Annotated in this window: 21 protein-coding genes; 12 read left to right on the top strand and 9 right to left on the bottom strand. The window is 69.5% G+C overall.

What is annotated here, in order from left to right; translation table 11 throughout:
* The first annotated feature begins 2 nt into the window (after nucleotides 1–2).
* The 3 genes from PFX91_RS03065 to dacB all read left to right on the top strand — a co-directional run bounded on the left by PFX91_RS03065 (nucleotide 3) and on the right by dacB (nucleotide 4,917).
* Complete coding sequence (locus PFX91_RS03065) at nucleotides 3–848, top strand: ABC transporter permease (RefSeq protein ID WP_285729542.1); 846 nt, start codon at nucleotides 3–5, stop codon at nucleotides 846–848.
* Nucleotides 845–3,022: an ABC transporter ATP-binding protein gene (locus PFX91_RS03070; RefSeq protein ID WP_285729235.1), complete on the top strand. Its 2,178-nt coding sequence runs from the start codon at nucleotides 845–847 to the stop codon at nucleotides 3,020–3,022. The genes PFX91_RS03065 and PFX91_RS03070 overlap by 4 nt, the downstream gene beginning before the upstream one ends.
* Nucleotides 3,023–3,348: 326 nt before the next feature.
* Nucleotides 3,349–4,917 carry a D-alanyl-D-alanine carboxypeptidase/D-alanyl-D-alanine endopeptidase gene (gene dacB / locus PFX91_RS03075; RefSeq protein ID WP_285729237.1) on the top strand — a complete coding sequence of 523 codons (1,569 nt, stop codon included), beginning with the start codon at nucleotides 3,349–3,351 and terminating at the stop codon, nucleotides 4,915–4,917.
* Nucleotides 4,918–5,196: 279 nt separating this feature from the next.
* Here dacB and PFX91_RS03080 read toward each other — a convergent pair whose 3' ends face one another.
* A complete protein-coding gene (locus PFX91_RS03080; RefSeq protein WP_285729239.1) occupies nucleotides 5,197–5,520 on the bottom strand; it encodes a DMT family transporter in 324 nt (107 codons plus the stop codon).
* 435 nt (nucleotides 5,521–5,955) lie between these two features.
* Here PFX91_RS03080 and PFX91_RS03085 point away from each other — a divergent pair, with 435 nt between their 5' ends.
* Complete coding sequence (locus tag PFX91_RS03085; RefSeq protein WP_502888238.1) at nucleotides 5,956–7,257, top strand: L,D-transpeptidase; 1,302 nt, start codon at nucleotides 5,956–5,958, stop codon at nucleotides 7,255–7,257.
* A gap of 95 nt (nucleotides 7,258–7,352) precedes the next feature.
* Here the strand turns inward: PFX91_RS03085 and PFX91_RS03090 are convergent, their stop codons facing one another.
* From PFX91_RS03090 to PFX91_RS03105, 4 genes are all read right to left on the bottom strand, one after another.
* Nucleotides 7,353–8,003: a TetR/AcrR family transcriptional regulator gene (locus PFX91_RS03090; protein WP_285729243.1), complete on the bottom strand. Its 651-nt coding sequence runs from the start codon at nucleotides 8,001–8,003 to the stop codon at nucleotides 7,353–7,355.
* A 750-nt stretch (nucleotides 8,004–8,753) separates the two neighbouring features.
* Nucleotides 8,754–8,996: a hypothetical protein gene (locus PFX91_RS03095; RefSeq protein ID WP_285729245.1), complete on the bottom strand. Its 243-nt coding sequence runs from the start codon at nucleotides 8,994–8,996 to the stop codon at nucleotides 8,754–8,756.
* 375 nt (nucleotides 8,997–9,371) lie between these two features.
* Nucleotides 9,372–9,611, bottom strand: a complete 240-nt coding sequence (locus PFX91_RS03100; protein WP_502888239.1) for an NADAR family protein — start codon at nucleotides 9,609–9,611, stop codon at nucleotides 9,372–9,374.
* 44 nt (nucleotides 9,612–9,655) lie between these two features.
* Nucleotides 9,656–10,444 carry a dioxygenase family protein gene (locus PFX91_RS03105; protein ID WP_285729247.1) on the bottom strand — a complete coding sequence of 263 codons (789 nt, stop codon included), beginning with the start codon at nucleotides 10,442–10,444 and terminating at the stop codon, nucleotides 9,656–9,658.
* A 79-nt stretch (nucleotides 10,445–10,523) separates the two neighbouring features.
* On the opposite strand from PFX91_RS03105, the gene PFX91_RS03110 reads away from it, so the two are divergent.
* From PFX91_RS03110 to fxsT, 6 genes are all read left to right on the top strand, one after another.
* Nucleotides 10,524–11,030 carry a MarR family winged helix-turn-helix transcriptional regulator gene (locus PFX91_RS03110; RefSeq protein WP_285729248.1) on the top strand — a complete coding sequence of 169 codons (507 nt, stop codon included), beginning with the start codon at nucleotides 10,524–10,526 and terminating at the stop codon, nucleotides 11,028–11,030.
* A 183-nt stretch (nucleotides 11,031–11,213) separates the two neighbouring features.
* The gene (locus tag PFX91_RS03115; RefSeq protein WP_285729249.1) at nucleotides 11,214–11,654 is read left to right on the top strand and encodes a DoxX family protein; all 441 of its coding nucleotides are present in this window, start codon (nucleotides 11,214–11,216) and stop codon (nucleotides 11,652–11,654) included.
* 225 nt (nucleotides 11,655–11,879) lie between these two features.
* Nucleotides 11,880–12,842 carry a S1 family peptidase gene (locus tag PFX91_RS03120; protein WP_285729250.1) on the top strand — a complete coding sequence of 321 codons (963 nt, stop codon included), beginning with the start codon at nucleotides 11,880–11,882 and terminating at the stop codon, nucleotides 12,840–12,842.
* On the top strand, nucleotides 12,839–14,386 hold the full coding sequence (locus PFX91_RS03125) for an effector-associated domain 2-containing protein (RefSeq protein WP_285729252.1): 1,548 nt from the start codon (nucleotides 12,839–12,841) through the stop codon (nucleotides 14,384–14,386). The genes PFX91_RS03120 and PFX91_RS03125 overlap by 4 nt, the downstream gene beginning before the upstream one ends.
* Before the next feature lie 30 nt (nucleotides 14,387–14,416).
* Nucleotides 14,417–15,595, top strand: a complete 1,179-nt coding sequence (locus tag PFX91_RS03130; protein WP_285729255.1) for an AAA family ATPase — start codon at nucleotides 14,417–14,419, stop codon at nucleotides 15,593–15,595.
* Nucleotides 15,592–20,082 (top strand): FxSxx-COOH system tetratricopeptide repeat protein, encoded by a 4,491-nt coding sequence (fxsT, locus tag PFX91_RS03135; RefSeq protein WP_285729256.1) that lies wholly within the window; start codon nucleotides 15,592–15,594, stop codon nucleotides 20,080–20,082. The genes PFX91_RS03130 and fxsT overlap by 4 nt, the downstream gene beginning before the upstream one ends.
* 43 nt (nucleotides 20,083–20,125) lie before the next feature.
* On the opposite strand, the gene PFX91_RS03140 is transcribed toward fxsT, so the two are convergent.
* Together PFX91_RS03140 and nhaA are read right to left on the bottom strand one after the other, a co-directional pair.
* Nucleotides 20,126–20,326, bottom strand: coding sequence for a DUF397 domain-containing protein (locus PFX91_RS03140; RefSeq protein WP_285729257.1), 201 nt, complete (start codon nucleotides 20,324–20,326; stop codon nucleotides 20,126–20,128).
* 863 nt (nucleotides 20,327–21,189) lie between these two features.
* Nucleotides 21,190–22,461 carry a Na+/H+ antiporter NhaA gene (gene nhaA / locus PFX91_RS03145; protein WP_285729258.1) on the bottom strand — a complete coding sequence of 424 codons (1,272 nt, stop codon included), beginning with the start codon at nucleotides 22,459–22,461 and terminating at the stop codon, nucleotides 21,190–21,192.
* Nucleotides 22,462–22,694: 233 nt separating this feature from the next.
* Here nhaA and PFX91_RS03150 point away from each other — a divergent pair, with 233 nt between their 5' ends.
* A complete protein-coding gene (locus PFX91_RS03150; RefSeq protein ID WP_285729260.1) occupies nucleotides 22,695–23,573 on the top strand; it encodes an alpha/beta fold hydrolase in 879 nt (292 codons plus the stop codon).
* Nucleotides 23,574–23,604: 31 nt separating this feature from the next.
* Here the strand turns inward: PFX91_RS03150 and PFX91_RS03155 are convergent, their stop codons facing one another.
* Entirely contained in the window at nucleotides 23,605–23,940 is a 336-nt protein-coding gene (locus tag PFX91_RS03155) for a DUF2795 domain-containing protein (protein WP_285729261.1), read from the bottom strand.
* 239 nt (nucleotides 23,941–24,179) lie between these two features.
* Between PFX91_RS03155 and PFX91_RS03160 the strand changes: the two genes are divergently transcribed.
* Nucleotides 24,180–24,431: a hypothetical protein gene (locus PFX91_RS03160; RefSeq protein WP_285729263.1), complete on the top strand. Its 252-nt coding sequence runs from the start codon at nucleotides 24,180–24,182 to the stop codon at nucleotides 24,429–24,431.
* Nucleotides 24,432–24,474: 43 nt separating this feature from the next.
* Here the strand turns inward: PFX91_RS03160 and PFX91_RS03165 are convergent, their stop codons facing one another.
* A complete protein-coding gene (locus tag PFX91_RS03165) occupies nucleotides 24,475–25,629 on the bottom strand; it encodes an undecaprenyl-diphosphate phosphatase (RefSeq protein WP_285729264.1) in 1,155 nt (384 codons plus the stop codon).
* Between the last annotated feature and the right edge of the window lie 804 nt (nucleotides 25,630–26,433).

Below are 26,433 nucleotides of genomic sequence, written 5' to 3' on the forward strand. Positions count from 1 at the left end.
AGATGCAGATGATCTGGCGGCGGTTCCGGCGGCACCGGGCCGCGATGGTCAGCCTCGTGCTGCTCCTCGTGATCGTCGCCTTCGCCTTCGTCGGCCCGCTCGTGTGGCCCTACGACCACACGGTCAGCCGGGACATCGCGGGGAACCTGTCACCGAGCCTGCAACACCCCTTCGGCACCACCAAGCAGGGCAACGACGTGTTCGCGCAGACCATGCGCGGGGCTCAGCAGTCGTTGAAGGTCGCGCTCGTGGTCTCCATCGTGTCGACCACGATCGGTTCGATCTGGGGTGCCATCGCGGGTTACTACAGGGGCCGGATCGACGCGATCATGATGCGGATCGCCGACGTGTTCCTCATCATCCCGCTCATCGTGGCCGTGGCCGCCATCAGCGGCAACGTGCGCGGTGGCACCACCTGGTACGCGGTGGCGTTGATCATCTGCTTCTTCTCCTGGGCCACCATCGCCCGCGTGGTCCGCGGAGTGGTGCTCTCCCTACGGGAACAGGAGTTCATCGAGGCCGCCAGGGCGGCCGGGGCCAAGGTCACTCGGATCATCTTCCGCCACCTGCTGCCCAACGCCGCGGGCCCGATCATCGTCGCGGCCACGCTGCTGGTCGCGTTGGCGGTCCTGACCGAGGCCTCGTTGTCCTTCATCGGGTTCGGCATCCAGCCCCCCGACATCTCACTCGGGAAGATGGTGGAGGGCGCCAGGACCGCGGCCTTCACCCGGCCCTGGCTGTTCTATCCGCCGGGTGTGTTGATCGTCCTGATCTGCCTGACGATCAACTTCATCGGTGACGGCCTGAGGGACGCACTCGACCCACGACAGACGATGGTGCGGCGATGACCACGACGGAACACAAGAGCGAAGGCCCTGTCGCGGCCGACGACGAGATCGTCCTGGACGTCCAGGACCTCAATGTCACCTTCTCCTCCGAGGACGGCCCCCTCCAGGCCGTACGCGGCGTCTCCTACCAGGTGCGTCGGGGCGAGGCCCTGGGCATCGTCGGAGAGTCCGGCTCGGGCAAGTCGGTCACCTCGATGGCGATCATGGGCCTGCTGCCCAGGACCGCGAAGGTGTCCGGTTCGGCCCGCGTCCTGGACCAGGAGGTGATCGGGCTCAATGACGCCCAGATCAGCAAGGTACGGGGCAGGAGGATCGCGATGATCTTCCAGGACCCGCTGACCTCGCTGAACCCGGTGTACACGATCGGTTACCAGATCGTGGAGGCCATCCTCACCCACCGGAAGACGACCAAGCAGAAGGCCCGGGAGCGGGCGATCGAGCTGCTCGACAAGGTCGGTATCCCCAACCCCGAGCGGCGGGTCGACCAGTATCCGCACGAACTGTCGGGCGGTATGCGTCAGCGCGTGGTGATCGCCATCGCCATGGCCAACGACCCCGACATCATCATCGCCGACGAGCCGACCACCGCCCTGGACGTGACGGTCCAGGCACAGGTGCTGGAGGCCTTGGAGGCCGCGCGCAAGGAAACGGGTGCGGCCCTGGTGCTCATCACCCACGACCTCGGGGTCGTGGCCGGGCACGTGGACCGTGTCGCCGTGATGTACGCCGGACGCCTGGTGGAGACCGGCACGGTGGAGGACGTGTTCTACCGTCCGCGTATGCCCTACGCGCTGGGTCTGCTGGGTTCGCTGCCGCGTATGGACGAGGAGAGGGGCGCACGGCTCACCCCCATCAAGGGCACGCCGCCGTCCCTGCTCAACCTGCCCCAGGGGTGCCCGTTCGCCCCTCGCTGCCCGATGGTCCAGGACGTCTGTCTCTCCGAGGCGCCGGTGCTCACAGCGCCGGAGGACGCCGAGGAGCGGCACGAGGACCCCCTGGCACGGCACCTGGCCGCCTGCCACTTCAGCGACCAGTTGGCCGGAGCGCGTCCGCAGGACCTCTTCCAGGCGACCGAGCTGCGCGGCTCCGGACCGGAGGCCGTGGCCGAGGAGGAAAAGGACGCGGAGGCCGGTTCCGGAGCGGAGCAGGAGGGTGACTCCGCCTCCTCCGAGATCCTGTTGTCCGCCACCGACCTGGTCAAGCACTTCCCGATCCGCTCCAAGGGCATCCTCAGGCGCAAGGTCGGCGAGGTCCAGGCGGTCTCGGGGATCGATCTGGAACTGCGTGAACACGAGACCCTCGCACTCGTGGGGGAGTCGGGTTGTGGCAAGTCCACCACCGCACGTCTGCTCCTCCAGCTGATCAAGCAGACCTCCGGTGACGTGCGGTACAAGGGCAAGCCGCTGCACACGCTCTCGGAGGCCCAGATGCGGCCGCTGCGACGTGACCTCCAGTTGGTCTTCCAGGACCCGTTCGCCTCCCTGGACCCGCGGATGACGGTCTGGGACATCATCGCCGAGCCCATGCAGATCCATGGGCGCGGCAAGGAGGCCAAGCAACGGGTCGGGGAACTGCTGGACCTGGTGGGCCTCAACCCCGAGCACGGCTCGCGCTACCCGCACGAGTTCTCGGGCGGCCAGCGGCAGCGCATCGGTGTGGCCCGTGCGCTGGCGCTCAACCCCAAGGTGCTCATCCTGGACGAGCCGGTCTCGGCACTGGACGTGTCCATCCAGGCGGGCGTGATCAACCTGCTGGAGGACCTCCAGGACGAGCTGGGCCTGTCGTACCTGTTCGTCTCGCACGACCTGTCGGTGGTCAAGCACATCGCCGACCGGGTGGCCGTGATGTACCTCGGCAAGATCGTGGAGACGGGGACGACCGAGCAGCTGTTCAGCGCGCCCGCCCACCCCTACACGCAGGCGCTGATCTCGGCGATCCCGCTGCCGGACCCGGTCAAGGAGCGGACCCGGGAGCGGATCGTGGTCACCGGTGACGTGCCCAACCCGGCCAACCCGCCCTCGGGATGCCGGTTCCGCACCCGGTGCCCGAAGTTCGCCGGAGAGCTGTCGGAGACCGAGCGCCTCAAGTGCGTGGAGGAACCGCCCGTGTTGCTGGACCGGGGAACCGGCCACCAGGACGCGTGTCACTACTCCAAGGCCGTCGAGCTGATCTGACGATCGGCGGCGGTGCGGCCGGCGGGCCGGTACGGGATCGTCCCCGGACCGGCCCGCCGTCGTATGCGGACGACCGGAACGGACTTCGGCCGGTTTCTTCTCAGAACGGATCTTTGCGAAAACCTTCGCGAGGACCCACGGGAAGGGTCCTGGACCGGTGAACCGGGCACGCGTTAACGTTCGGTGCCCTTTCCCGTCCGTGAACGGTAGGAGACGCAGAGTTGAGAACCCCCGCCTTTCCCTGGAGACCCGCGCCCGGAACACATCACCGTACGCCACAGGGAAGTCACCGTACGCCCACGCGCTTCGGAGGCCGTCGCGGCACCGTGTGGACGGCCGCCGCCCTGCTCGCGGCGGTTCCGCTCGTTCCACTGGTGCCACTGGAGGCGCCCCCGGCCCACGCGGATCCGGTCGTCGCGGAGGAGCGACGGGACGATCTGCGGCAGGACCTCGACGCCATCCTCGACACCCCGGCCCTGAAGGGCGCGGTGTCCGGTGTGGTCGTCACCGACCCCGACACGGGGGAGACGCTGTACTCGCGTGACGGCGGAGAGCGGTTGCTGCCCGCGTCCAACATGAAGCTGTTCACCGCGGCCGCGGCGCTGGAGGTCCTGGGCGTCGACCACACCTTCTCCACCGAGGTGGTCGTGGAGGGCAGGCCCGGGAACAGACGCTCGGTGGAGGACCTGTACCTGGTGGGCGGGGGCGACCCGACACTGTCGGCGGAGGACCTGGACGCGCTGGCCGCCGACGTGGCCGCCTCCGGCGTCAAGATGGTGCGGGGCGACGTGTACGCCGACGACACCTGGTTCGACTCCGAGCGCCTCGTGGACGACTGGTGGCCCGAGGACGAACCCTACGCCTACTCCGCGCAGATCTCCGCCCTGACGGTCGCGCACGGAGACCGCCACGACACCGGGGTCACGGAGGTCACCGTGTCCCCGACCTCCGCGGGACGACCCGCCAGGGTGGACCTCGGTGTGGCCGAGGGTTACGCCGAACTGGACAACCGGGCCGTCACCGGCTCCGCCGGCAGCGGCAACACCCTGGTCATCGACCGCCCCGTGGGCACCAACACCATCACGGTCACGGGGTCCATCCCGCAGGGCGGCGCTCCGGTGACCGTGCTGCGTACCGTGGACGAACCCGCCGGGCTGGCCGCGCACCTGTTCGAACAGGCCCTGGAGCGACACGGGATCACCGTCACGGGTGGCACGGAGGCCGGCACCGCTCCCGAAGGACGGTTCGGCACCAGGGTCCTGGCCGACCACGAGTCCCCGACGTTGGGGGAGATCCTCGTTCCGTTCATGAAGTTCAGCAACAACGGGCACGCCGAGATGCTCGTCAAGAGCATCGGCCGGGAGGTCGCCGACGAGGGCTCCTGGGAGGCGGGGCTCGCCGGAGTGGAGAGCGCCCTGGTGGGGTTGGGCGTGGACACCTCCGACCTGGTCCTCAACGACGGTTCGGGGCTGTCCCGGGGCAATCTGGTCACCGCCGACACGATCATCGACCTGATCCAGCGTTCGCGTGAGGCGTCGTGGCGGGAGACCTGGAGCGCCTCCCTGCCGGTGGCGGGGGTGGCGGACCCGTTCGTGGGCGGCACCCTGAGGCTTCGGATGGGCGGGACCGCCGCCGAGGGCGTCGCCCTGGCCAAGACCGGCACCATGACCGGGGTCAGCGCCCTGTCGGGGTACGTGCCCGGCCCCGACGGCGGCGGACTGGTGTTCAGCGTCGTCAACAACGGCCACAGCGGTCCGGCGCCCACCGGGGTCCAGGACGCGGTCGTGGTGAGGTTGGCCGAGTACCTGGGACATCGGGCGCCCTCGGGGGTGAGGCCGCGGAGCGCGCCCCACACCGGCGGTGAGCTGGAGTGCTCCTGGGAACTGACCTGCTGACGCGCCGGGCGCGTGACCGGACGGATCATTGATCCCGGGCCGTGGGGGCCCCTCCCACGGCCCGTCGGTTCCTCGGGCCGGGGCCCTACCGGGAACGTCGGCCGAGGAAGGCCGGAAGGCGGGTCTGCCCGTGGGCGCCCTCGGAGGCGCCGAACTCGGGTGCGGTGACCAGTCCCCTCTCACCCGGGAGTCCACCGCCCTGATCGGGGCTCCACCCGCCCGCCACGCCTCGTGTGCGGAGTCGGTGGACTGAAGGGGCGGAGGTCTTCGCGCCGGCCGTCAACGCTGACCGCCCATCTCCAGGGCCATCACCCCGGCGATGATCATGGCGATCCCGCCCACCTGGACCCAGGTGAGCGTCTCCCCGAGGAACACGGTGCCGATCATGGCGACCAGGGCGATGCCCACCGCCGCCCACACCCCGTAGGCCACCCCGAGGTTCATGCCCCGGGTGAGGGCCTGGCTGAGCATGAAGAAGGCTCCGACGTACCCCACCACCACGACGACCGAGGGCGCCGGCCGGGTGAACCCCTCAGAGAACTTGAGGGACGTGGTGGCGATCACCTCGGCGATGATCGCTCCGGCCAGCCAGAGCCACGGCATGAGATTCAGTCCCCCGGAGAGAAGTCTGTGCGATCGACCGCGTGCCCGTGCGAGGCGATCGGAACGTCGTACCAGACTAATGGGCCGGTGGAAGGCCGCACGCGAGGCCGCGTCCCCGCACAGCCGGTGCCCGTGCCCCGGTCACCCGACACCGGGACGGCGGTCCCGGGGCCGTGCGGAACGGGGCGGGGAGCCGCCACCGCACGGGACCTTTGCTCCCCTCGGGGCGCGGGGACGGCTCGGGTGGAAAACCCCCACCCGGGGGTGTCGACCGATCCTCCCGGGTTGTATCGTCGGCGCTTCCGGCGTCTTCGTCCTCAGCCGCCGGGGTGACGACCACTCCATTCCGATGCATAAGTTTTCTGAACCTTTTTGGTTTATATGCGTCTTACTTACAGCAGACGGCGTTCGAGGCATGACATGGAGGTACCAGACGTGACGGGCACAACACCCCGGGTGGCGATGCGCCGGTTCGGCATCGGACTGGCCGCACTGGTGCTGACCGCCACCGCCTGCACGTCAGGAGAGGCCGAGACGCAGAGCGGCGGTTCGGACTCGGCCGAGGCCGAACCGGCGGAGTTGGTGATCACCCCAGAGGACGGCGCCGCGGAGGTCGCCCCCGACTCGCCGATCCGTGTCGCGGCGGAGAACGGCGTCATCACCGACGTCAGGGTGGACCAGGTCGTCGTCACCGAGGCCTCCCTCACCGAGGGAGAGGAGGAGGACCCCTCCCTCTACGAGATGAGCGGCACCCTCAACGGTGACGGCACCGAGTGGGTCAGCGACTGGAACCTGCGCCCCGGCTCGGACGTCGTGGTCACCGCCACCGCCGAGAACGACGCCGGTGAGCAGACCGAACTGGTCCACGAGTTCACCACTTTGGAGGCCGTCCCCGGCCGACGCCTGGAGTTGGCCTCCAACTTCCCCGTCACGGGCGACACCGTCGGCGTGGGCATGCCGATCGTCATCAACTTCGACCTTCCGGTCACCAACAAGGCCCGGGTCGAGAACTCCATGGAGGTCGTCTCCGAGCAGGAGGTCCAGGGCGCCTGGAACTGGATCAACGACCAGACCGCGGTCTTTCGCCCCGAAACGTACTGGGACCCCTACCAGTCCGTCAGCGTCGACCTGAACCTGGCCGGTGTCGAGGCCTCCGAGGGGGTGTACGGCGTGAAGAACCACCGGATCGACTTCGAGGTCGGCCGGGAGTTGATCGCGACCATGCACGTGCCCGACCACGAGATGGTCATCACCGTGGACGGCGAGCACGAACGCACCATCGAGGTCAGCAACGGCAAGGCCTCCCGCCACTTCGACACCACCACCAGCGGCGTCCACGTCCTGATGGAGCGCTACGAGCAGATCACCATGGACTCCACCACCGTGGGCATCCCCGAGGACGACCCGGGCGCCTACAACGTGGACGTGCAGTACGCGGTCCGCACCTCCAACAGCGGCGAGTTCGTGCACGAGGCCTCCTACAACGGCAGCATCGGTTCGGCCAACACCTCCAACGGCTGCACCAACCTGCGGATGGACGACGCCCGCTGGTTCTTCGAGAACACCCTGATGGGCGACATCCTGGACACCACCGGCACCGACCGTGAGTTCGAGTGGGACAACGGCTGGGGCTTTTGGCAGAAGTCCTGGGACGAGTGGCTGGCCGACAGCGCCACCGGTGAGCCTCAGGTCACCGACGGCTCCGGCACCCCCGGCTCCGTCCACGGCGAGCAGTAGCCGACGAGCGTCGCGCGAACGCGAGGGGCGGTGGGGTGCACCCCACCGCCCCTCGTCGTCCTCGCCTCCGGCACTCCCGAGGGAAGGACCTTCGCTCAGTCCCGCCGGGACAGCCGGGCCACGACGGCGTCTATCACCAGTTCGGTCACGGCCGCCATGTCGACGGCCTCGGAGTCCAGCAGCCACTGCACCTGGAGACCGTCCATCACGGCGATGATCGCCGTGGCCGCCGCCCGCGCCGGGGTGTGTCCGTCCGGTCCGGGTGTGCCCGCCTCCTCGCGGTGCCCCGGTCCGAGCCGCTCCAACACGGCCTCCTCGATCTGCCCGCGCAGCACCGTGTAGCGGTCGCGGAACCACTCCTGGGCCGGATGGTCGTCGGTGGCGCTCTCCGCGGACAGCACCGTGTACAGCCGGGTGGCGCCGGGACGGGAGGCGTTGCGCTCGGCGGTGGTCACCAGGTGGTCCAGCATCCGACCGCCGGACGGCGCGGGCTCGTCGTCGTCGCGAAGTTCCAGGACCGCGGTGAGCAGGTCGGTCTTGGATCCGAAGTGGTGCAGGACCCCCGCCGGGGTGATGTCGAGCATCGCCGCGATGTCGGCCAGGGAGGTGTTGTGGAATCCCTGGGAGGCGAAGGCGTCGGCTGCCGTGCGCAGGATCTGTTCGCGTCGGTTCGCCCGCCTGCGTGGTGTCGGGGCCTCGGTACCGGGCGAGGGTCGGGCGTGGGGATCGGGGGGTGTCTGGCTCATGCTGGCGCTCGCTTCCTGTGCCCGGGAGGGGCACCTCGGTCCCGTGGCCGGGGGTTCTCGGGGACCCGGTGTCCACGGTATCGGGGTTCCCGGTAAGCATGCTTAATGAGCGTTAAGTAAGCGGTGTCCCGGCTCGACGGACGGACCTCCCGGGGGCGCGGGGCCCATGACCCCGGACCCTCGCTTCCGGGACGCCCGGCTCCGGACCGAGACGAGGTGCGCCTGTTCGCCCGGTCGCGCGAGATGGGTTCCGCCCGGGAACTCCTCGGCCGAACCGTCGCCGATCATCGGAGCCGGGGACCACGCCCTCCCGCGGGATCCGCTGCGACGAGGTCGTCGACGGCAAGACGGTCCCTCTTGCGCGTCCGGCGGCCAGTACGGGCGGACTCCCGGCCACGACGCCCTCCCCGTCGTCGCGCGGGAGGACGAACGTGTCCTCCCGCGCGTGGTCGGTTCGCGGGGACATGTTCCGCTCCGCGACGAGAACGGTCTGCCGCCTCCGGGTCTTGGAAGGCGTGCGCCGCGCCGGCGCCGTCGATCTCCGCACGGCCGTCATGGTCAACGCCGGTGCTCGGCGCACGCGCGGGCCGTCACATGGCGCGGGCTCACCCCGAGTGCCGGGGAACCTACCGCCTCGTGGTCGGATCATCCGGTCGTGGCATCGCGCGTCGGCTCTTCGCCGAGGCGCGTCGATCCCGACCCGGGTTCCTCGGGGCGCGTCGGGCGGCCGGCACCGGCCGCCACCCCGTCTCACCAGGCGCGGATGCCACCGACCGGCGAGGGCAGGCGCTCGTTGAGCCAGGTCCAGGCGCCGTTGTTCTCGGTGAAGCGGCGCTGGACGCGCTCCACCTCGGTGAGGGGGTTGGCGAACACCTCGGTCCACGCCCCGGCGGTGCGTTCCTCCAGATAGAGACTGCGGGCGTCGGTACGCATGCGTACCGCCTGCAAGGTGTGGGAGGAACCGTCGCGCAACTGGATGCGGTAATAGGCCATGGGAAGTCCCTGGGAGTGTGGTTCGTCCTGGTCGGAAAGGACGGCGGTTTCCCGAACGTGCGGTGGACCGGTTTCCCGGGGCGTGCGGCGGGACGCGCTCTGGCGTGCCGCGAGGGTGTGCCTGAAGGGTGGCGGCGAGAGTGCCGAGACCCGGACTGCTCCGGGGAAACGGGCGCCGGCGCCGGGCGCCGTGCTGTTCCGTGTTCCTGAACCCTACTCCTGTCCGGAACCGTATGGGGACGGAAGCGGGGAGTTCGTGGAGGAAATCCGCGTGATCCGTTCGTGAAGAGGGATCTAGATTCGGAAAAAGAACATGTTCGCGTAACATTGCACGCAAATCGGTGTAAGCCAGTCCGGTGACTTCCGTGGTGACCGTCACGCGGCGGTGTCGCCGAAGAGGCGGGCCTTGGCGGCCATCACGTAGTGCTCCGAGGTGGGGTAGACGACCCCCGCCACGGTGAAGTCGGCCGGCCACCACTGGGAGAGGCAGGCCGCCGAAACGCCTCCGGAGGCCGGCGGACTGTGACCCCAGAAGCCCAGGTACTTCGCCGGCCCCGCGGAGGTGAGCAGTTCCTCCACCGTGCGGGCTCGGCCGGGCGTGCGTGCGCTCGTCATGAGGGACGGTCTCACAGGCGGTACCGACACCCGGGCGGCGTCCCTCAGTCGAACTGGAACGATCTCTTGGCGAGTCCGTGCCAGAACCCGTCCACCGTCGACAGAGAACTCCTGTGGTCGTCCAGCGCGGCGCCCAGGGCCACGAACAAAGGCGCGAAGTGGTCGCTGCGCGGGTGCGCGATCGTGGCGGCGGGGGCCTTGTGGCCGAAGTCCACCAGGGCGTCCACGTCGTGGTCGGCCACGGCCCGGTTCACCCAGTCGTCGAACTCCGTCGACCAGGAGGGCGCCCGTCCGTGCGCCCGCGGGGACATCTCGCGCAGATTGTGCGTGGTGAACCCGCTGCCGACGATGAGGACCCCCTCCTCGCGCAGAGGGGCCAGACGGCGCCCCAGAGAGAGGAGACGGGCCGGGTCGAGCGTCGGCATGGAGACCTGAAGGACCGGGATGTCGGCTTCGGGATACATCTCCTTCAGGGGGACGTAGGCGCCGTGGTCGAGTCCACGGTCCGCTTCCTGGTGCAGCGCACCACCTGGACCGGTGACGAGTTCACGGACGCGTTCGGCGAGCGCCGGCGCACCAGGGGCCGGGTACGTGACTCCGTAGTAGCGTTGCGGGAAGCCCCAGAAGTCGTAGGTCAGAGGGACTCCGTCCGCCGTGGCGCCGATGGTGAGCGGAGCGTCCTCCCAGTGCGCCGAGACGACGAGGATCGCCTTCGGGCGGGCGAGACCACCGGACCAGTCGGCGAGCTCCCGGGTCCACAGGGCGTCGTCCGCCAACGGCGGCGCACCGTGGCTGAGGTAGAGGGTCGGCATGCGTGAGGGCTGCTGTGACATGGACATCCTCCAGGGGAGATCAGATCTGTTGACCAGAACAAAGTTGAACTCTCAAGTTATTCCTGGAAAGGCGGATCCCGTGGCCGGCACGAGGTGGCTCGACGAGGACGAGCAGCGGACCTGGCGGACCTTCCTGGCCGCCGTCCACCTGTTGGAGGGGGCGCTGGACCGTCAGCTCAGACGTGACTCGGGGCTGCCCCACGCCTACTACCAGGCCCTGGTGATGCTGTCCGAGGCGCCAGGGGGCGAGCTGACGATGACGGAGCTGGCGAGGCTTCTGCGCTCCTCGCCCAGCCGCCTCTCGCACGCGGCGGCCCGCCTGGAGGGGGAGGGGTTGATCCGTCGCTTCAAGCGGCCCAAGGATCGGCGCACCACCATCGCCGAACTCACGCCGCGCGGGGCGGAGGTGCTTCGCGCGGCGGCGCCGGGGCACGTGAACGAGGTCCGGCGGTTGGTCTTCGACGCGCTCACCGGCGAGCAGGTCGAGCGACTCCACGGCATCTCGGAGGCGCTGCTCGCCGCTCTCGACCCCCACGGGGAGGAGCCGCGGTACACGAACCCGGGGGGTGCGGGGGACCGCGACTGAGTCGTGTTCTGTTCTTCTCCTTGAGCAGGGCGAATGGTGGTCGGGAGAATTTTTCGGCGGTGACGCCCTAGGTGTTCGCGCGCAATCGTATTACCATTCATTTCCCTGGGAAGGTCGTGAACTCGAGTTCTCTTCGGGATGTCGTCTTCTCCCGGGGTACCCGCTCACAGAACAGGACCCCCCATGAATGAGAATGCTTTCGTCTCCCACGCGGGCGATGCCGCGACGCTGCTGGCCAGAGCGGCCGTCGGCGTCGTCTTCATCGCCCATGGCTGGCCCAAGGCGACCGACCTCGACGGCACCGCCCAGGGGTTCGCCTCCCTGGGCATCCCCTTCCCCCAGTTCGCCGCGCTGCTGGGGGTGTTCATCGAGGTGGGCGCGGGCTTCGCGCTCATCGTCGGCTTCGCCCTGCCCCTGGCGGGCCTGCTGCTGGCGTTCATGATGGCCAACGCCTACTTCTTCGCCCACCTCGGGGATCCGCTGGTCGGCGGCTTCGAGTTCACGCTGGTCCTCGGTGCGTGCGGGCTGGCCCTCGGTTTCGCGGGCGGTCGCTACGCGCTGGACAGCCTCATGCCGTGGGGGCGCGGACGTCGCCGGCCTTCCGAACCCGTGTCGACCCGCTGACCGGGCCATACGGCCGTTCGCCAAAGGAGTCGGACGGCCGGGGTCACTTTTCTTTACTTGATCACCTTGATTCACAATTCGGACAGAAAAGCGGGCTCGTATATCTGTGGCGCTGCGTCACGCCGTGGCCTTTTGTGAATTGTGGGTAGAATATGTGCATAGTCGATCACGGGGGCGCGTCTCCGAGCCCGTCCCCGAAGCCCCCGCCCGTCGAACGGGAGCACAGTGTCCCACCCGGCCCTCCACGAGCCCGACTGGCAGCTGCGCGTCACCGATCGCCGCGGTACGGCCCTGCACGGAGCGGCGGTGCTGGTGGCGCCCGAGTACGCGCTCACCTGTGCCCACGTCGTCCGTGAGGCCGTGGCCGAGCCCCCTCACCACTCCGACCCCGGAGGAGCCGGCCCGGGAGGCGCCGGCCCCGGAAGCACCGTCCGCCTGGACGCGCCGCGCGGCGGCCCCCGGTGGGAGAGCACCGCCACGGTCGTCCTCGACGGCTGGTGGTGGGACACCGCCGCCCCCTGGGACGTGGCCGTCCTCCGCCTGGACAGGCCCGCCCCGGCGCGTCCCGCGACCTCGGCCCCGCACCGTGTCGGCGACCGCGTCCGCGTCCTCGGCTTCCCCCGCGCCGAGAACGGCCGTTGGGTGACCGGCCGCGTCGTCGGTACGAGCGGCAGCCGCCACGGCAACGTCCAGATCGACGTCGACTCCACCGCGGGCTTCACGGTCCTGCCCGGGTTCAGCGGCAGCGGCGTGCGGGGGGAGAGGACCGACACCCTCCTCGGCCTGGTCTGCGAGGCGTCGGGAGACGGCAGGGCGGGATGGATGATCCCCATGGAGGCGATCCCCCGGGTGTGGCCGTCCTCGGGGGGCGCCCCGGCCACGGACGGAGCCACGGTCGGTGCGAAGGAGGCGCTCGCACGCACCGCCAGGGCGATGACCGACCTGCACACGTTGCTCACGCCCGACATGCGTCTCGACTTCTATCTGGCGCTCGACCCCCGCCTGCGGCGCGGCCTTCGCGCGGACCAGGACATCCGGTCCTTCGCCACGCGGTTGGTGACCCTCGCCCACCACGAGTACGGGCTGCTGCGCGAGGTGCTCGACCTCCTCGACGAACGGGAGGAGGGCGGCGCGGGCATGCTCAGAGTCCGTGAGGAGGCGGCGCTCCTGGAGGAGGCGTCGCGGTGAGCGAGGTGACCGCCCCGGAGGAGGGGCGCCTCCCCCTGAACGGGGACGGACCCGGGGCGCCGCCCCCACCGGAGGACGACGAGGACCTTGTCGACGCCCTGTGCGAGATCCAGCACGTCTTCACCCAGGAGGCGCGCGAGCAGTTGGCCCGCAAACTGCCGACGAGCATCCGGCGGAACCTGCGACTGGACGGTCCGGCGGTCGGCTTCGCCAGGGAACTCGTCCGCCTGTGCCGGGACCAGACGCGCCTGGGCTGCCTCGTGCGCTGGATCCTGTACCTGGAGGAGGGCGGACGCGGCTCACGCCGGGTGGCCCGGGCCGCCGAGACCCTGATCCACGTCGAGGAGTGGGAACAGCTCGTCCACCTGCTGCCCGAGGAGACCACCCCCGCCGACATCCACCTTGTACGCGAGGAACTGCGACGGCACGCCCCCACAGAGGTCGCCGAGGCCTTCGAGGCCGCCAGGTCCGACCGGTTCGCCCCCGACGAGGCGCCGCCCGACACGGCCTGGGACAGGTTCGTGGACCTGGCCGAGATGTCCGTGCCCCGGGACGGCGAGCCTCCTCTGCGGGTCTTCTGCTCGCTCCTGCCCTCCTACCTCCCCCTGCCCTCCTGCCGGGAGCTGCTCCTGCTCTGGGGAGGAGGGCGTCGTGACCGGCCGACCATGCCCTCGGGGACACGTGTGCCCGCACGGCTGGTGGTCCACATCACGCAGTCCGAGGACAGGGACCGCTACGACATCGACTACTGGACGGTGCTCAGTGAGAGGAGGGGACAGGAGCCCGACTTCTGCTTCCACGGCCAGGCCCCGAGGCTGGCGGCGGAGAACCTCGGAGACCACGTGAGCGGCCTGCTCACCCTCATGGAGATGGACCATCGGGTCGGCCACCACGAGGGTCTGCGCGTGGAGCTGGTCGCCCGGATGGACCTGCTGCGCGCCCTGGAGGCCGAACGGTGGCAGGAGGCGGGGAAGGGCGGACAGCGGCTCGGAGCCCGGGCCGAGGTGGTCTACCGGGCCGAGGAGCTGGTGGACGAGGCCCGTGCGGACACCGCTGCGGCCCGGCGGACCTGTGCCCGTCGGTGGCGGAGTCTCGACGACGCGTGCGAGGTCCGGCACCTGGACACCGCGCACGAGCCGGAAATACGGACGAGGAAAGGCGGTCGTACCTATCGGGAACCATTGGCCCCACGACTACAGGACGATAGAATTCTGGTCCTCTCCGTCCCCTCGCATCTGGATGAGTGCCACATGACGGTCTGGGCGGCCATCAAGGTCGGGGTTCCGGTTGTGGTGTGGCGTTCCGCCGCTCACGGCCAAGGAATCGGACCATGGCTCAATCTGGGGAAGGTGGGGCGGGAGGTGAAAGTGTCACCCGACAGAATACGAGAGTTGCCGAAAGCACTCCACGAATCACGATCGGGATGCGTTTCGGTCGGCGATACCGGGTACATCGAAGAATGCTTCGAGGTCGCCGTCTTCTACCACGACTCCCTTCCGGTTCTGCCCTACCCCCGACAGATGACCACGCACAGCATCCGATAGCCCCCTTGGGCGCGGCTCGAAGGGCCTGCCATGACCACACCAGCCGAACCCGGATCGAGTAGTTCCGCGCCGGAATGGTGGATCTTCCACGGCACAGGCCAGCCGCGCGCCCACTTCGACGTGGACACCCGACTGCCCCCACCGCCCAGGTGGCGCGTCTACGGCGGGGGAACGGACCCCGGGGGAACCGACGGCGAGTCGGTCCTCTACGACCCCGGCCCCCAGGCCTCGCGGACCGGTACGGACAGCGAGCGTCATCTGGGTCCGGTCCGGCTCTGGAGCACGCCCGTCCCCCTCGGTCCGCACCGCCGTCGACTGCTGGACAAGGTCAACGCCGCGATCTGCCTGAGGCGCCCCCTGCTGTTGGTCGGGCCGCCCGGGGTCGGCAAGTCCAGCCTCGCCCACCAGATCGCCAGGGAGCTGGGCCTGGGTCGGGTCCTGCGCTGGTCCGTTACCAGTCGGAGCACCGTGGCCGACGGACTGTACACCTACGACCCGCTCACCCAGATCCACGACCTCAACCTGGAGAACGCCCGTCGACGGGCCGTCGGCGGGCCGGACCGCCGTTACGCGCGCGTCGGCGGCGCCGAGGCGCACCTGCGCAGCAGCGCGGAGTCGATCGGACGCTACCTCACCCTGGGCCCCCTGGGCACGGCGTTCCTGCCCACACGGTCCCCACGGGTACTGCTGATCGACGACTTCGACCTCGGTGACTTCGATCTGCCCGGCGATCTCCTCGATCTCTTCGAGAACGGTGGCTACGACGTCCCCGAACTGGGCAGGCTGGCCAACGTCGCCGAGACGATCCGTGTGGCCACGGACGACCCCGGGCGCACGGCGGTGGTCAGACGCGGGAGCGTCCTGTGCTCCGCCTTCCCCATCACGGTGTTGACCTGCAACGACGACAGGGACCTGCCCCCCGCCTTCCTGCGTCGCTGCATCCCGGTCCACATGGGGTTGCCCGACGAGGACGAACTGATCGCGGCCGTGGCCGGGCACTTCGACGGTGACCCGCCCCCCGGTACGCGGAGTCTGGTGATCGAGTTCCTCAACCGGAGCGCCGACGGCCAGACCCTGGCCGTGGACCAGCTCCTCAACGCCGTGCACCTGGTGGGCGCCATGGGAGGGGAACAGGGGGAGCCCGGGCCCGAGCAGGTCCGTCACCTCTCCGACCTGCTCTGGCACCGCCTCACGGAAACCCCGGGATGAGCCGCGAACACCAGCCGGGGGACGGGCGCCTCCGGGGCGGTGGCGACGGAACGGACGAGGCACTCGGACTCGGGGGGCTGGGTCTGACCCCCACCGAGTGGGCCGACGCGGTCCACCTCGCGGTGCTCCGGTCACGCGCCGAGGAGGTGCGGCGCGGTCGCCCCTCCTTTCCGCTTCCCCCGGAGGGGGGTCTCGCGACCGAGGCGGCGCCCGTCCGCCCCGACGGGCCTTCCGACACCGGGCCCGCGGCCACCGTCCGAGGGCTCCCCACATCCGGTGGCGGGGCGTCGGCGCCTTCCCGCGCCGGACCGGGCCGGTCCACGGTACGGACGTCGGGGGGACCACAGTCCTGGGAGGCCGACGCACGGCGGGGCGGGCCGCCGGTGGAGGCGCCGGGCTTCGTCCAGCCGGCGCTGGACCGGCGTCAGGAACTGGTCGCCGCACTCGCCCCGCTCGACATCAGGCGGCGGGTGGGAAGGGCGGACCTGGTCGACGCGGAGGGCACCGCGCGCAACTACGCCCGCTCCCTCCTGGACAGCGTGCACTGGACCGAGGAGGAACGCAGGGACGTCGGCGTGCCGGTGGTGCCCGAAACGCTGAGGCGGTGGGAGAGGACGACCGAGCTCACCCTCCTGGTGGACGACGGCGTCACCATGCTCTTCCAACGCGCCCTGGTGGAGGAGTTCGTCCGGTTGGCGCGCTCCAGCGGCCTCTTCCGTCAGGTCAGGGCCCTGTACTTCGACTCGGGGCGTACGGGCCGCCCGGTGCTGCGCGACGCGCGGGGCCGTTCCCGCCCTCTCGGCGACAGAGGGCGGACGGGGGTACGGGCCGCCCTGGTGCTCACCGACGGGCTCGGGGCGGCCTGGCGGGACCGGGACTTCCAGAACTGGATCGCCCGGGCCGCCGCCCGACGCACGGTCGCGATCTGCCACCTGCTCCAGCCACGACTGTGGCGGCGCGGCGCCATCGACACCGTGCCCACGGAGCTGGCGGTGCCCTGGCCGGCCCGACCCGGTGTCACCAACGCCCGCTACGTGCGTGAGCGCGCCCTCACCGATCCGACGCGAGAAGAGGAGGAGCCGGGGACCGGTGTGCTCGTCCCCGTGCTGGGGTTGAACCCCCGTTCCCTCCACTCGTGGGCGTCCTTCGTGGCGGCGCGTGGACGGACGCGGTTGTGGGCGCACACGGCGCGGTTCCCGGGGAACACGCTCCGCGGAGCGTCGGAGGAGCCGGCGGAGGAGGTCTTCGACGCGGAGAAGGAGGTCCGTCGGTTCCAACGGTCGGCCGGCCCGGAGGCCTTCGACCTCGCGGTGGCCCTGGCCGCGGTGCCCCTGGACCCGCGTCTGGTGGAGGCGGTCTGCGCGGACGTGCTCGGCCGTCCCACCCCCTCGGAGCTGACGGAGGTCTTCTTCAGCGGACTGGTACTGGTCCACGAGAGCGGACGAGGGGACGTACCGGTCCGGTGGGACTTTCGTCCCGGGGTCCGGCGGAGTCTGTTGGCGCTGGGCGGCCGGGTCTCCGACATCCGGCGGATGTTGGGACTGGCCTCCGAGCGACTGTGGCGGGTGGACCCGTGGTTCCGGACCCTCCGGCTCATGTTGCGGGGCGAAAGCGTCGACGCGCCGGAAAGTACGCGGGCATCCCATCACTGGGCGAATTCCATGCTTCCCGCCATGGAGAGCGTGGCCCTCGCCCGTCGTTACGCGGATCCCCTCAGGAAGTACGCGGGTGTTCCCGAAAAAAGGGGGACTCGTGACCCCGAGAGAACAGCGCGGGCCGGGGAGGAGACGCTCGTCGGTCTAGGATTATCTGAGGTTTCCGGATCTGCGCGTGTAGACGGGAATGGCAACTGGAAGGCGCGGAGCAGAATACCCTTTTCCGAACGGTCGGGTGAAAATACTCATATGACTACAAACCCGTCAATCGACGATAGGAAGTACAGTTCTGGCGAAGCGCAGAGCGATCGCACGTCCCGGCAGCCCACGGGCGGCCGGCCGCTCAACGCGGTCTGGGTACAGGTGCCGCGCCGCAACAGCGCCTTCACGGGGCGCGAGGAGCTGCTCTCCTCGCTGAGGTCACAGCTGGTCACGGGGCGCCGCCAGGTCATCACCGCGTTGAACGGGATGTCGGGGGTCGGCAAGACCGAGCTCGCCAAGGAGTACCTGTACCGCTACGCGTCCGACTACGACCTGATCTGCTGGATACCCGCCGCCCACAGCAACCAGCTGCGGGAGAGCTTCTCGGTGCTGGCCTCCAGGCTCAGGTTGGACAGCGCGGGCGCCGGCAGCGGACACGTTCTGGAGAACGTGCTGGAGGCCCTGCGGCAGGGCGTCCACTATCCGCGCTGGCTGCTCATCTTCGACAACGCGCAGGCCCGGTCCGAGCTGGATCCGTATCTTCCCGTCGGGGGCGAGGGCCACGTGATCATCACTTCTCGGGACTCCAGTTGGACGGTACGCGGCGGCGACGCCTACCTGTCCATCCGTGAGTTCAGTCGGAACGAGAGCATCGAACTGCTGAAGCGGCGTGGACCCGCGTCGCTGAGCGACCAGGAGGCCGACGAACTGGCGCGTGAGCTCGGCGACCTGCCGCTCGCGCTCAACCAGGCCGCCGTGTGGCTGCACGAGAGCGGCATGGACACCCAGGAGTACCTACGGCAGTTCGCGGAGAAGAGCGAGGAGATGCTCGCCCTCCTGCGCCCGGTGGACAGTTCCTATCCCGTGGCCGTGGCCGCGGCCTGGAACGTCTCCCTGGACCGTTTGGCCACCACCAACCCGGCCGCGCTGCAACTGCTCCAACTGTGCTCCTTCATGGCCACCGCGCCCATCCCCCGGACCCTGTTCAACTTCGCCCGGAGCATCGAGGGCCCGGCGGAACTGCGCGGTGCCCTGGAGGACCCGGCCAAACTCGGTATGGCCATCCGCGACATCGGGCGCAACAGCCTGGCCCACATCGACCACCAGCGCAACACCATCTCGCTGCATCGGCTGGTGCAACGCGCGGTGCAGGCGCCGATGAGCGAGGGGGAACGCGAGGAGCTGCGCCACTGCGCCCACCAGCTGCTGGGCCGTAACGACCTTCAGGTGACGGAGGTGAACTCCTCCACCCGTTACACCGAACTGCTGCCGCACGTGTGGGCCACCGAACTGTGGGACTGCACCGACCCCTGGGCGCGCAACCTGGTCACCCAGGCGTGCCGGATCGCGGTGGGGCGCCAGGAGTTCGACGAGGCCCGCAAGCTGGGCGAGACGGCGCACGAGTGGTGGCGGCGGCGGTTGGGGGAGCACCACCCGTCCACCCTCGGCATGGCGATCCAGGTCTCCACGGCGATGCGCGGTCAAGGACACCTGGAACAGGCGCTCGAACTGGGCAGGGCCACCCTGGAGACCCTGCGCGAGGCGCAGAACCCCGAGGACCCCGAGACGCTGGAGGCGGAGATCGAGCACATCCGCAGCCTGCGGTTCGTGGGTCGGTTCCAGGAATCCCTGAAGGCCGCGGCCGACGCCTACCAGCGGCGTGTGCGTCTCTTCGGCGAGGACGATCCCAACACCCTCATCACCGCACACCTTCGGGCCTTCACCCTGCTGCTCAGCGGCGATCCGCAGACCGCGGCCGAGCAGTACCGCGACACCCTGAGCAGACTGGAGGTCGTCTTCGGTCCCGAGCATCCCAGCACCCTCGGTACGAATAACGGCTACGCCGAGGCGCTGATGGAGAAGGGCCGGTATCGGGAGGCGGAGGAGGTCCAGACCGACCAGGTCGAAAGGATGATCGACCTGGTCGGGGACGAGGAGGACGTCCGCGTCCTCAGCAACCAGCGGACCCTGGCCGTGATGAGGCGTCGCGTCGGACAGCACGGCGGGGCTCTGCTGCTGTCGGAACGGGTCTGGCAGCGTTTCCGGGTGCGTTTCGGCCTGGACGCCAACGACACCATGTACGCCGCTCTGGTGCACTCCATGTCGCTGAGCGCGGTCAACCAGCACGACGAGGCCCTGGAACTGGCGCAGAGCACCGGAGAGCGCTACGTCAAGCTCCTCGGAGAGCGCCACCCCTACGTCGGCGCGGCCGACGTGAACCGGGCGATCATCCTGCGGAGACTGGGCAGGGTGGCTGAGGCACGGGCGTTGGACGAGCGCGCCCTGGGGGTGTTCCTGGACCGGGTCGGCGCGCACCACCCCAGCACTCTGGCCTGCATGGTGGACCTGGCCAACGACCAGTTCCTCATGGGGGACGTGCCCGGAGCCCGGGAGCGGGACGAGGAGGCGCTGCGCGGTTGTGAGGCGGTGCTGGGGGACCTGCACCCGTTGACCCTGTTGGCGCGACGCAACCTGCTCGTGGACCGCAAGGCCCAGGGCGAGGACGTCGACGCCGGTTTCCTCACCTTGGAGGGCGACTACCGCGAGGTCATGGGCCCGGACCATCCCGCCACGCTCAGCCTGCGCAGGACCGTGCGGGGTGACGCCGACATCTACCTCGCCCAGATGTGACCGGTGCGGTCCGGGACCCTGTCCTCCCGGACCGCGGTACGGCTCAGGAGTATCCGGCCGACCGGAGCAGGGAGACCCATTGGTGGGCGGGCATCTCCAGCACCGCGTGGCCCCTGTGGGCGGAGTCCCGGAGCCCGACCTGTCGTGTCGATCTCAACACGACCTCGACACAGGTCCCGTTGGGCGGGTCGTTGCTGTAACTCGACGTGCGCCACCGGCCGGGCTCGTGTCCCAGCCCCCTCACCGGAGCTCCCGTCCGGCCTGACTTTGCTGGTCACTTCTACGCACGTGGCGGCCTCGATTCTCCCAGTTCCACCATTGGACGCTCCTGTTTCCCGGGAATCCCGGAAAGCGCGATCGGGTTCGGATCCGGTTCTCTTATCTATTCTGCTGTTTCCAGGAACGACTTGTACATGCCCACTGAGGTGGTGATCATGTTGTCCGGTCTCGGACGTCCTGCGAAGGCCGCATAAGGCACGGGGAATGACGGGTTCCGGCATGCGGGATGAGGACCGGTGGGCTGCGGCTCGGACGAGCGGGGCTCCGCAAAGCCCGTACTGGCGGGCTTCGTGCCTGCCTTCCGGCTCCGACGGTCCCGACTTCCACGCTTGTGAACATGTCCTCCCGAGGGTCTTCGGGGCGATCACGAGCGCGCGGGGGTCGGTGAATTGACCGGCCTTCGCGGAACGAATCCCGACGTGGAAAAAACACGTGGACACGGTCGACCGGGCGCGGGGGAGTCCCGCCGGTTAATCCTCTGATTTCCTCTTTCCTGTGTTTCCGGAGTCCCGCCCCTCACACCCGACATTCCCCGGGGCGGGGTCCGGAACATAAGCGCGAAGGACGATTGCGCCAATGGGTCCACCGGGGTCATCGGTGGCGGAATGGGCCCGCGGAGGACCAGGAAACGGTTCGCGGCCCCGCGCCCCGGACCGGCGTCGAGGGATGAGGAACGCGTGACGGCGGTCCTCACCGTTTTCCCCTGGAACCTCGTTCCGTTTCCGGGCCAGACCGGAAGCGGCGGTGCCTGCGCTCCTGACGAGCGAAGGGGACGGCCCGCCTGTGACCGGAGGCGAGCCGTCCCCTTCGTGTGCCGTGTGCCGTGTGTCAGTCGGTCGGGCTTCCCGTGGGGTCGCTCCGGCGGCCCGCCTTCTGGTAGTGGCGAGAGCGACCGCCCAGGACGAACGCCGCCAGGAGGGTGGCGATCAGCGAGGCGACCAGTACGCCCGTCTTGGCGTGCGCCAGGTGTTCCGGGGAGTCGGCGAACGACAGTTCGGTGATCAGCAACGACACGGTGAAGCCGATGCCGGCCAGCTGCGACATGCCGACGATGTCGATCCACTTCAGGCTGGGGTTGAGTTCGGCCTTGGTCACCTTCGTGGTGAGCCACGAACCACCCGCGATACCGATCACCTTGCCGACGACCAGGCCGGCGATGATGCCCAGCGCGGCCTTGTCCTGCATCACCTCGCCGAAGCCGTCGAAGACCACGCCGGCGGAGAAGAACGCGAAGATCGGCAGAGCCAGACCCGAGGACCAGGGACGCAGCAGGTGCTCCACACGGTGACTGGGATCCTGCCGCTCACCGGGCAGCGTGGTGGCGCGCATCAGCAGCCCCATGGACACACCCGCGATGGTGGCGTGAACGCCGCTCTCGTGGACCAGCAACCAGATCAGTGCGGCCAGCGGCACGTAGACCAGCCAATTGGGGATCACCGAGGCGTTCAGTCTGGCGGCGAGCCCTCGGCCCCTCTGGAGGTACCAGAACACGCCCAGTCCCACGACGGCGGCCAGCAGAGCCAGGAACTTGATGCCGGAGGTGTAGAACACCGCGATGACGATGACCGCGCCCAGATCGTCCACGATCGCCAGCGTCAGCAGGAAGGTTCGCAGGGCCGGGGGCAGCCCGCGCCCGACCACCGCGAGGATGGCGAGGGCGAAGGCGATGTCGGTCGCCATCGGGATGCCCCACCCCTGGATGGTTTCGGGCGAGGTGATGTTGATCGCGGCGTAGATCGCGGCCGGCACGACCATGCCGCAGATCGCGGCGATGATCGGGAGCATGGCCCGTTTGGGATCGCGCAACTCGCCGTGGACGAACTCCTGTTTGAGCTCGTTGCCGACGACGAAGAAGAAGAGTGCGAGGAGACCGTCGGCGGCCCATGTCTCCAACGAGAGGTTCAGGTGGAGGGACTCCGGACCGAAGCTGAGTGAGCGCAGCCCTTCGTAGACCCCGCCGAGGGGGGAGTTGATCCAGACGAGGGCCAGAACGGCCGCGCCGATCAGCAGGAAACCACTGACGGTGTCACTACGGAGCGCGTCGGCGAGTCGTGAGAACACACCGTCTCCTCGGGAGCGCTCTACCGGGTCGATGCTCATGGGCACCCTTCTGGGCTGCGGCAGTAAGGACTCGCCGACCAGTCTTCCCGGCACACCTAGGCGCGAGGGCGCCTCGCCCATGTTCACCGAAGGCGGGTTGAATGTCCAACCAGCGGATATGTGCCCGTTCTTCTGCTGGCGCGCCCGAAATCCGATGAGTACAGTCTTGCGCAGGTGTGCCGGGAAGACTGGTCGGCAGACACTGTCGCCTACCGTGGAACAACAGGTGCCCCATGTCCGATGCTGGTCCCCAGGGTACGCGTATCTACCGCTCAGAGGCCGGATCTCGCGAGGTCCGCGCCTGGTGTGAACAGCGGATCGACGACTGGCCGGAGTTGTTCGCCCTGCCGGAACTCGACACCGAGCTCGGTTCCACCCGCGCCTTCCGGGCCTCGGGAGGGAAGGCCACCCCCGTACTCGTCCTGAGCGGTACCAACTTCAACTCGGCGACCTCCGTGGGCACGGCCCGGGTCATCGCCCGCGACCGCGAGGTGATCCTGGTGGACCTGCCCGGACAGCCGGGCCTGAGCGCCGGGGTCCGCCCCAGGACCGACCGGGCCTCGGCCTACGGGTCCTGGTTCAACGAGGTCCTGCCCCGCCTCACCGAGCGGCCCGTCACCGTGCTCGCCCACTCCCTGGGCGCGGTCGTGGCCTTGGCGGCCAAGCCCTCGCCCCTGCTGCACGCCATGGTCCTGGTGGGCCCGGCGGGGCTGACCACGGCGGCCATGAGTTCGGAACTGATGCGGGTCACCCTGCCGTGGGTGGTCAGCCCGCGTGACGACAAGAGCACCCGACTGCTCAACTTCCTGAGCGGCCCCGGCCAGGTGACGCGGGGCGTCCACCCCTACGCGCCGTGGATGACGCTGGTCGGACGCCACTGCCGGACCAGTCTGGCCCCGGGACCCCTGCCCCTGGAACACCTGCAACCCTGGGAGGGCACCCCGGTCGTCGTGGCCACCGGCTCCCACGACGTGTTCTACTCTCCCGCGCGCCTGCACGGTCCGGCCCGCCGCTTCCTGGACGCGGAGGTGACCGTCATGGAGGGCGCGGGCCACCTGGCCCTGAACGAGCAGCCCGATCGGGTCGCCGAACTCCTGCGGTCGGTCGACTGATCCGGCGGGCCCCGACCCGGGTGGCGTCCGTTCAGGACTTGCGGTTCTCGCCCAACTCCTCCTCGATGGGGTTGACCGGTCGGGTCTCCTTCATCGACTCGGACATACCGGGCTTGGTGTGTTCCCTGCGCTGCTGGGCGCGGGCGGACTCGGGACGTGCGTCCGTGTCGGAGCGGGGCAGGGGAACCGAACGCAGTACCTCCTCGGGCTCGCCGTAGTCGACCGGCGGCATCGACCTCAGCGCGCCCAACAGTTCCTCGTCGGCTCCCGAGTCCCGGGCGTGCGACACGATCCGGTCCTTGTCGGCGGGAAACGCCACCTCGCCCAGGATCTCGCGCAGTCCCTCGATGCCATGTCTGAGGCTCATGTCGGTCCCTCCGTCTCGTGTGAGGGCAGGTCCGCTCCACCTCCCGGTCAGCGGCGGTGAACGGCCTGACCTGCCAGGACACTCAGGGCGCCTACCCGGCGCCGCGCGCCCCCAATCGTCCGGGCCGGCCGGGCCGTGGCGACGTGGCACGTCCCATGGCGTACGACTCACCGGGTGTCGGTCCCCTCCCACCCGGGTAGCGGCGGGAAGAGGACCGACGAGAGAACGAGGGGGCGGCGGTGGAGACGATCCGTGCCGAGCACGTGGCTCGGCTGCTGCGTACGGAGGACGGCGACCCGGTGTTGATCGTCCGGGAGGGACGCGCCGAGGTCGTGGACGCGGCACGACTCGACGATCCGCGCTACAGGGGCGCGCTGCGCGTGGCGAGCCGCGGCGACATCATGCCCTCCGGTGGCCAGGAGCCGACCCGGGAGGAGACCGAGGCCCTGGCGCGCCGACTGGACTCCGCCGTGAGCCACCTCGGCGGCTGACCGTCGTCGGGGGCCCGTCGGGAGGGGCCGACGGGCCCCCGGCTCACCTGGACGCCTTGGGGTCGTACCGTTCCCCGGTGACCGGGTTGATGGCCTGGCCGGACGAGAAGTCGTAGTCCACGTCCATCCCCAGGCTCGAGTCGTGGTACAGACCGGTCTCGGGGTTGCGCGGAAGGCCCACCTCGGGATCGATCTCCCAACCGGTGACCGGATCGACCTCCGGTGTCGTCGGCTCCTCGGAGGGGTCGGCGGCGGGTTCCGTGGCGGGACTCTCGGAGGGGCCGTCGCCACCGGGTTCGGGCTCCTCTTCCTCTTTGTCCTGGGACGTCTCCTGTGTGGCGACGATGTCGCTCCGGGCGGGCTGGGACTCCGCACCGCTCTGCGGGTCGAGCACGCCCCAGCTCACCAGGGCCAGGATGACGATGCCCAGGCCCACGCGGTAGTAGACGAACGGCATGAAGCTGTGCGTGGAGATGAACCGCATCAGCCAGGCGATCACCACGAAGCCGACGACACCCGCGATGATCGTGCCCACGATGGTGGCGCCCCATCCGGCGTACTCGTCGCCACCGATGTCGGTCAGCTTGTACAGGCCCGAGGCGAAGACGGCGGGCAGAGCCAGGAGGAAGGCGTACTCGGCGGCCTCCTTGCGCTTGAAACCGAGCAGCATCCCACCCGTGATCGTTCCGCCCGAGCGCGAGACGCCCGGGATCAGGGCGAGGGCCTGGAACAGACCGAAGGTCAGACCGCGGGAGGCGGTGAGGTCCTTCAGTTCCCGGTGCTTGCGCGCGTACCTGTCCACCACGCCGAGGAGCACACCGAAGATGATCAGGTTCAGGGCCACCAGACGCAGGTCCCGGAAGACACTGTCGATCTGGTCCTCCAGGAGCAGACCGAGGACTCCGATGGGGATCGTGCCGAGGATGACGTACCAGCCCATGCGCGCGTTGATGTCGCCGCGCAGGTCACGGTTGACCAGGGACCTGGTCCACGTCGACAGGATCGACCAGATCCGTTGCCGGAAGTAGACCACCACGGCCAGTTCGGTGCCGATCTGACTGACGGCCGTGAAGGCGGCGCCGGGGTCGGGCCAGCCGAAGAAGGCGGACACCACGCGCAGGTGCCCGCTGGAGGAGATCGGGAGGAACTCGGTCAGTCCCTGGACCAGGCCCAGGATGATTGCTTCGAAGATGGACACGGCAGGGTCTGCTCCAGGTGCTTCGGTCACCCCGGCCGGGGCGGCGGGTCAGAGCGCGGTCGAGAGCGCTCGGAAATGGGAACGACCCAGGCAGCTTACTGAAAGTCCGGAACGGCAGGTCACTTCGGTGGCGCGGGACGGGGGCGGGAGGCGGACGCGGCGCGTCCGGGGCAAGGGACCGCCTTCGTGCCCGACCTCGAAGGCCGCCCTGGTCATGGCGCCGATCCGGGGTCGATTCCCCGAGTCCTTTGGAGTCGTCCTGTGGCGGTGTTCACGTGTGGAGGCCGTGTCCGTCCCGGCTCCGACGAGCCGTGTGAACACGCGTCCCGCCCGGACGCCACCGACGACCTCGGCCACGCCGGGGATCGGGACCACCGCGACCGGGTCGAGGATCCCGCGTGGGACCGGGGCGTCGGTCCGAGGAGGACCGGAGGCGACCCCACGCCCCGCGATAGGGGGCCCTGGGGAAGTGGGCCGAGGAGTCGTCCACAGCCTGTGGACATCTTCGCGCCACAGCGCACGGTGATACGGAGGCACGCGCCTTCCGAACCTCGTTCCGCGACCCGAGGGTGGGCGAAGAAGAAAGCGCGCACATTTCCACCGTCCGGAATAGCGGAGGCCTGACACGGGGTCGCGAGCCGTCCCCCGTCCCGTCCTCCTTTCCGGTGCGCCCGCCGGGTGTCGGCGGTGGTCTCCCACGGGCGGGGCCGTACGGATTCACGGAAAAAGCGCATGAAAAAGGAGGGATGTGACGATGGCGGCAGGGTCTTCCTCGGCCGATCCTCGATCGGCGCTAAATCATCG

It is taken from the genome of Nocardiopsis sp. ATB16-24 (assembly GCF_030271535.1).
Classification (GTDB): Bacteria; Actinomycetota; Actinomycetes; order Streptosporangiales; family Streptosporangiaceae; genus Nocardiopsis.

What these genes read in the sequence shown, in the direction of transcription:
- PFX91_RS03065 (WP_285729542.1), top strand. Translation starts at nt 3, where the DNA reads ATGCAGATGATCTGGCGGCGGTTCCGGCGGCACCGGGCCGCGATGGTC.
- PFX91_RS03070 (WP_285729235.1), top strand. Translation starts at nt 845, where the DNA reads ATGACCACGACGGAACACAAGAGCGAAGGCCCTGTCGCGGCCGACGAC.
- PFX91_RS03080 (WP_285729239.1), bottom strand. Translation starts at nt 5,520, where the DNA reads ATGCCGTGGCTCTGGCTGGCCGGAGCGATCATCGCCGAGGTGATCGCC.
- PFX91_RS03090 (WP_285729243.1), bottom strand. Translation starts at nt 8,003, where the DNA reads ATGAGCCAGACACCCCCCGATCCCCACGCCCGACCCTCGCCCGGTACC.
- PFX91_RS03095 (WP_285729245.1), bottom strand. Translation starts at nt 8,996, where the DNA reads ATGGCCTATTACCGCATCCAGTTGCGCGACGGTTCCTCCCACACCTTG.
- PFX91_RS03100 (WP_502888239.1), bottom strand. Translation starts at nt 9,611, where the DNA reads ATGACGAGCGCACGCACGCCCGGCCGAGCCCGCACGGTGGAGGAACTG.
- PFX91_RS03105 (WP_285729247.1), bottom strand. Translation starts at nt 10,444, where the DNA reads ATGTCACAGCAGCCCTCACGCATGCCGACCCTCTACCTCAGCCACGGT.
- PFX91_RS03115 (WP_285729249.1), top strand. Translation starts at nt 11,214, where the DNA reads ATGAATGAGAATGCTTTCGTCTCCCACGCGGGCGATGCCGCGACGCTG.
- PFX91_RS03130 (WP_285729255.1), top strand. Translation starts at nt 14,417, where the DNA reads ATGACCACACCAGCCGAACCCGGATCGAGTAGTTCCGCGCCGGAATGG.
- fxsT (WP_285729256.1), top strand. Translation starts at nt 15,592, where the DNA reads ATGAGCCGCGAACACCAGCCGGGGGACGGGCGCCTCCGGGGCGGTGGC.
- nhaA (WP_285729258.1), bottom strand. Translation starts at nt 22,461, where the DNA reads ATGAGCATCGACCCGGTAGAGCGCTCCCGAGGAGACGGTGTGTTCTCA.
- PFX91_RS03150 (WP_285729260.1), top strand. Translation starts at nt 22,695, where the DNA reads ATGTCCGATGCTGGTCCCCAGGGTACGCGTATCTACCGCTCAGAGGCC.
- PFX91_RS03155 (WP_285729261.1), bottom strand. Translation starts at nt 23,940, where the DNA reads ATGAGCCTCAGACATGGCATCGAGGGACTGCGCGAGATCCTGGGCGAG.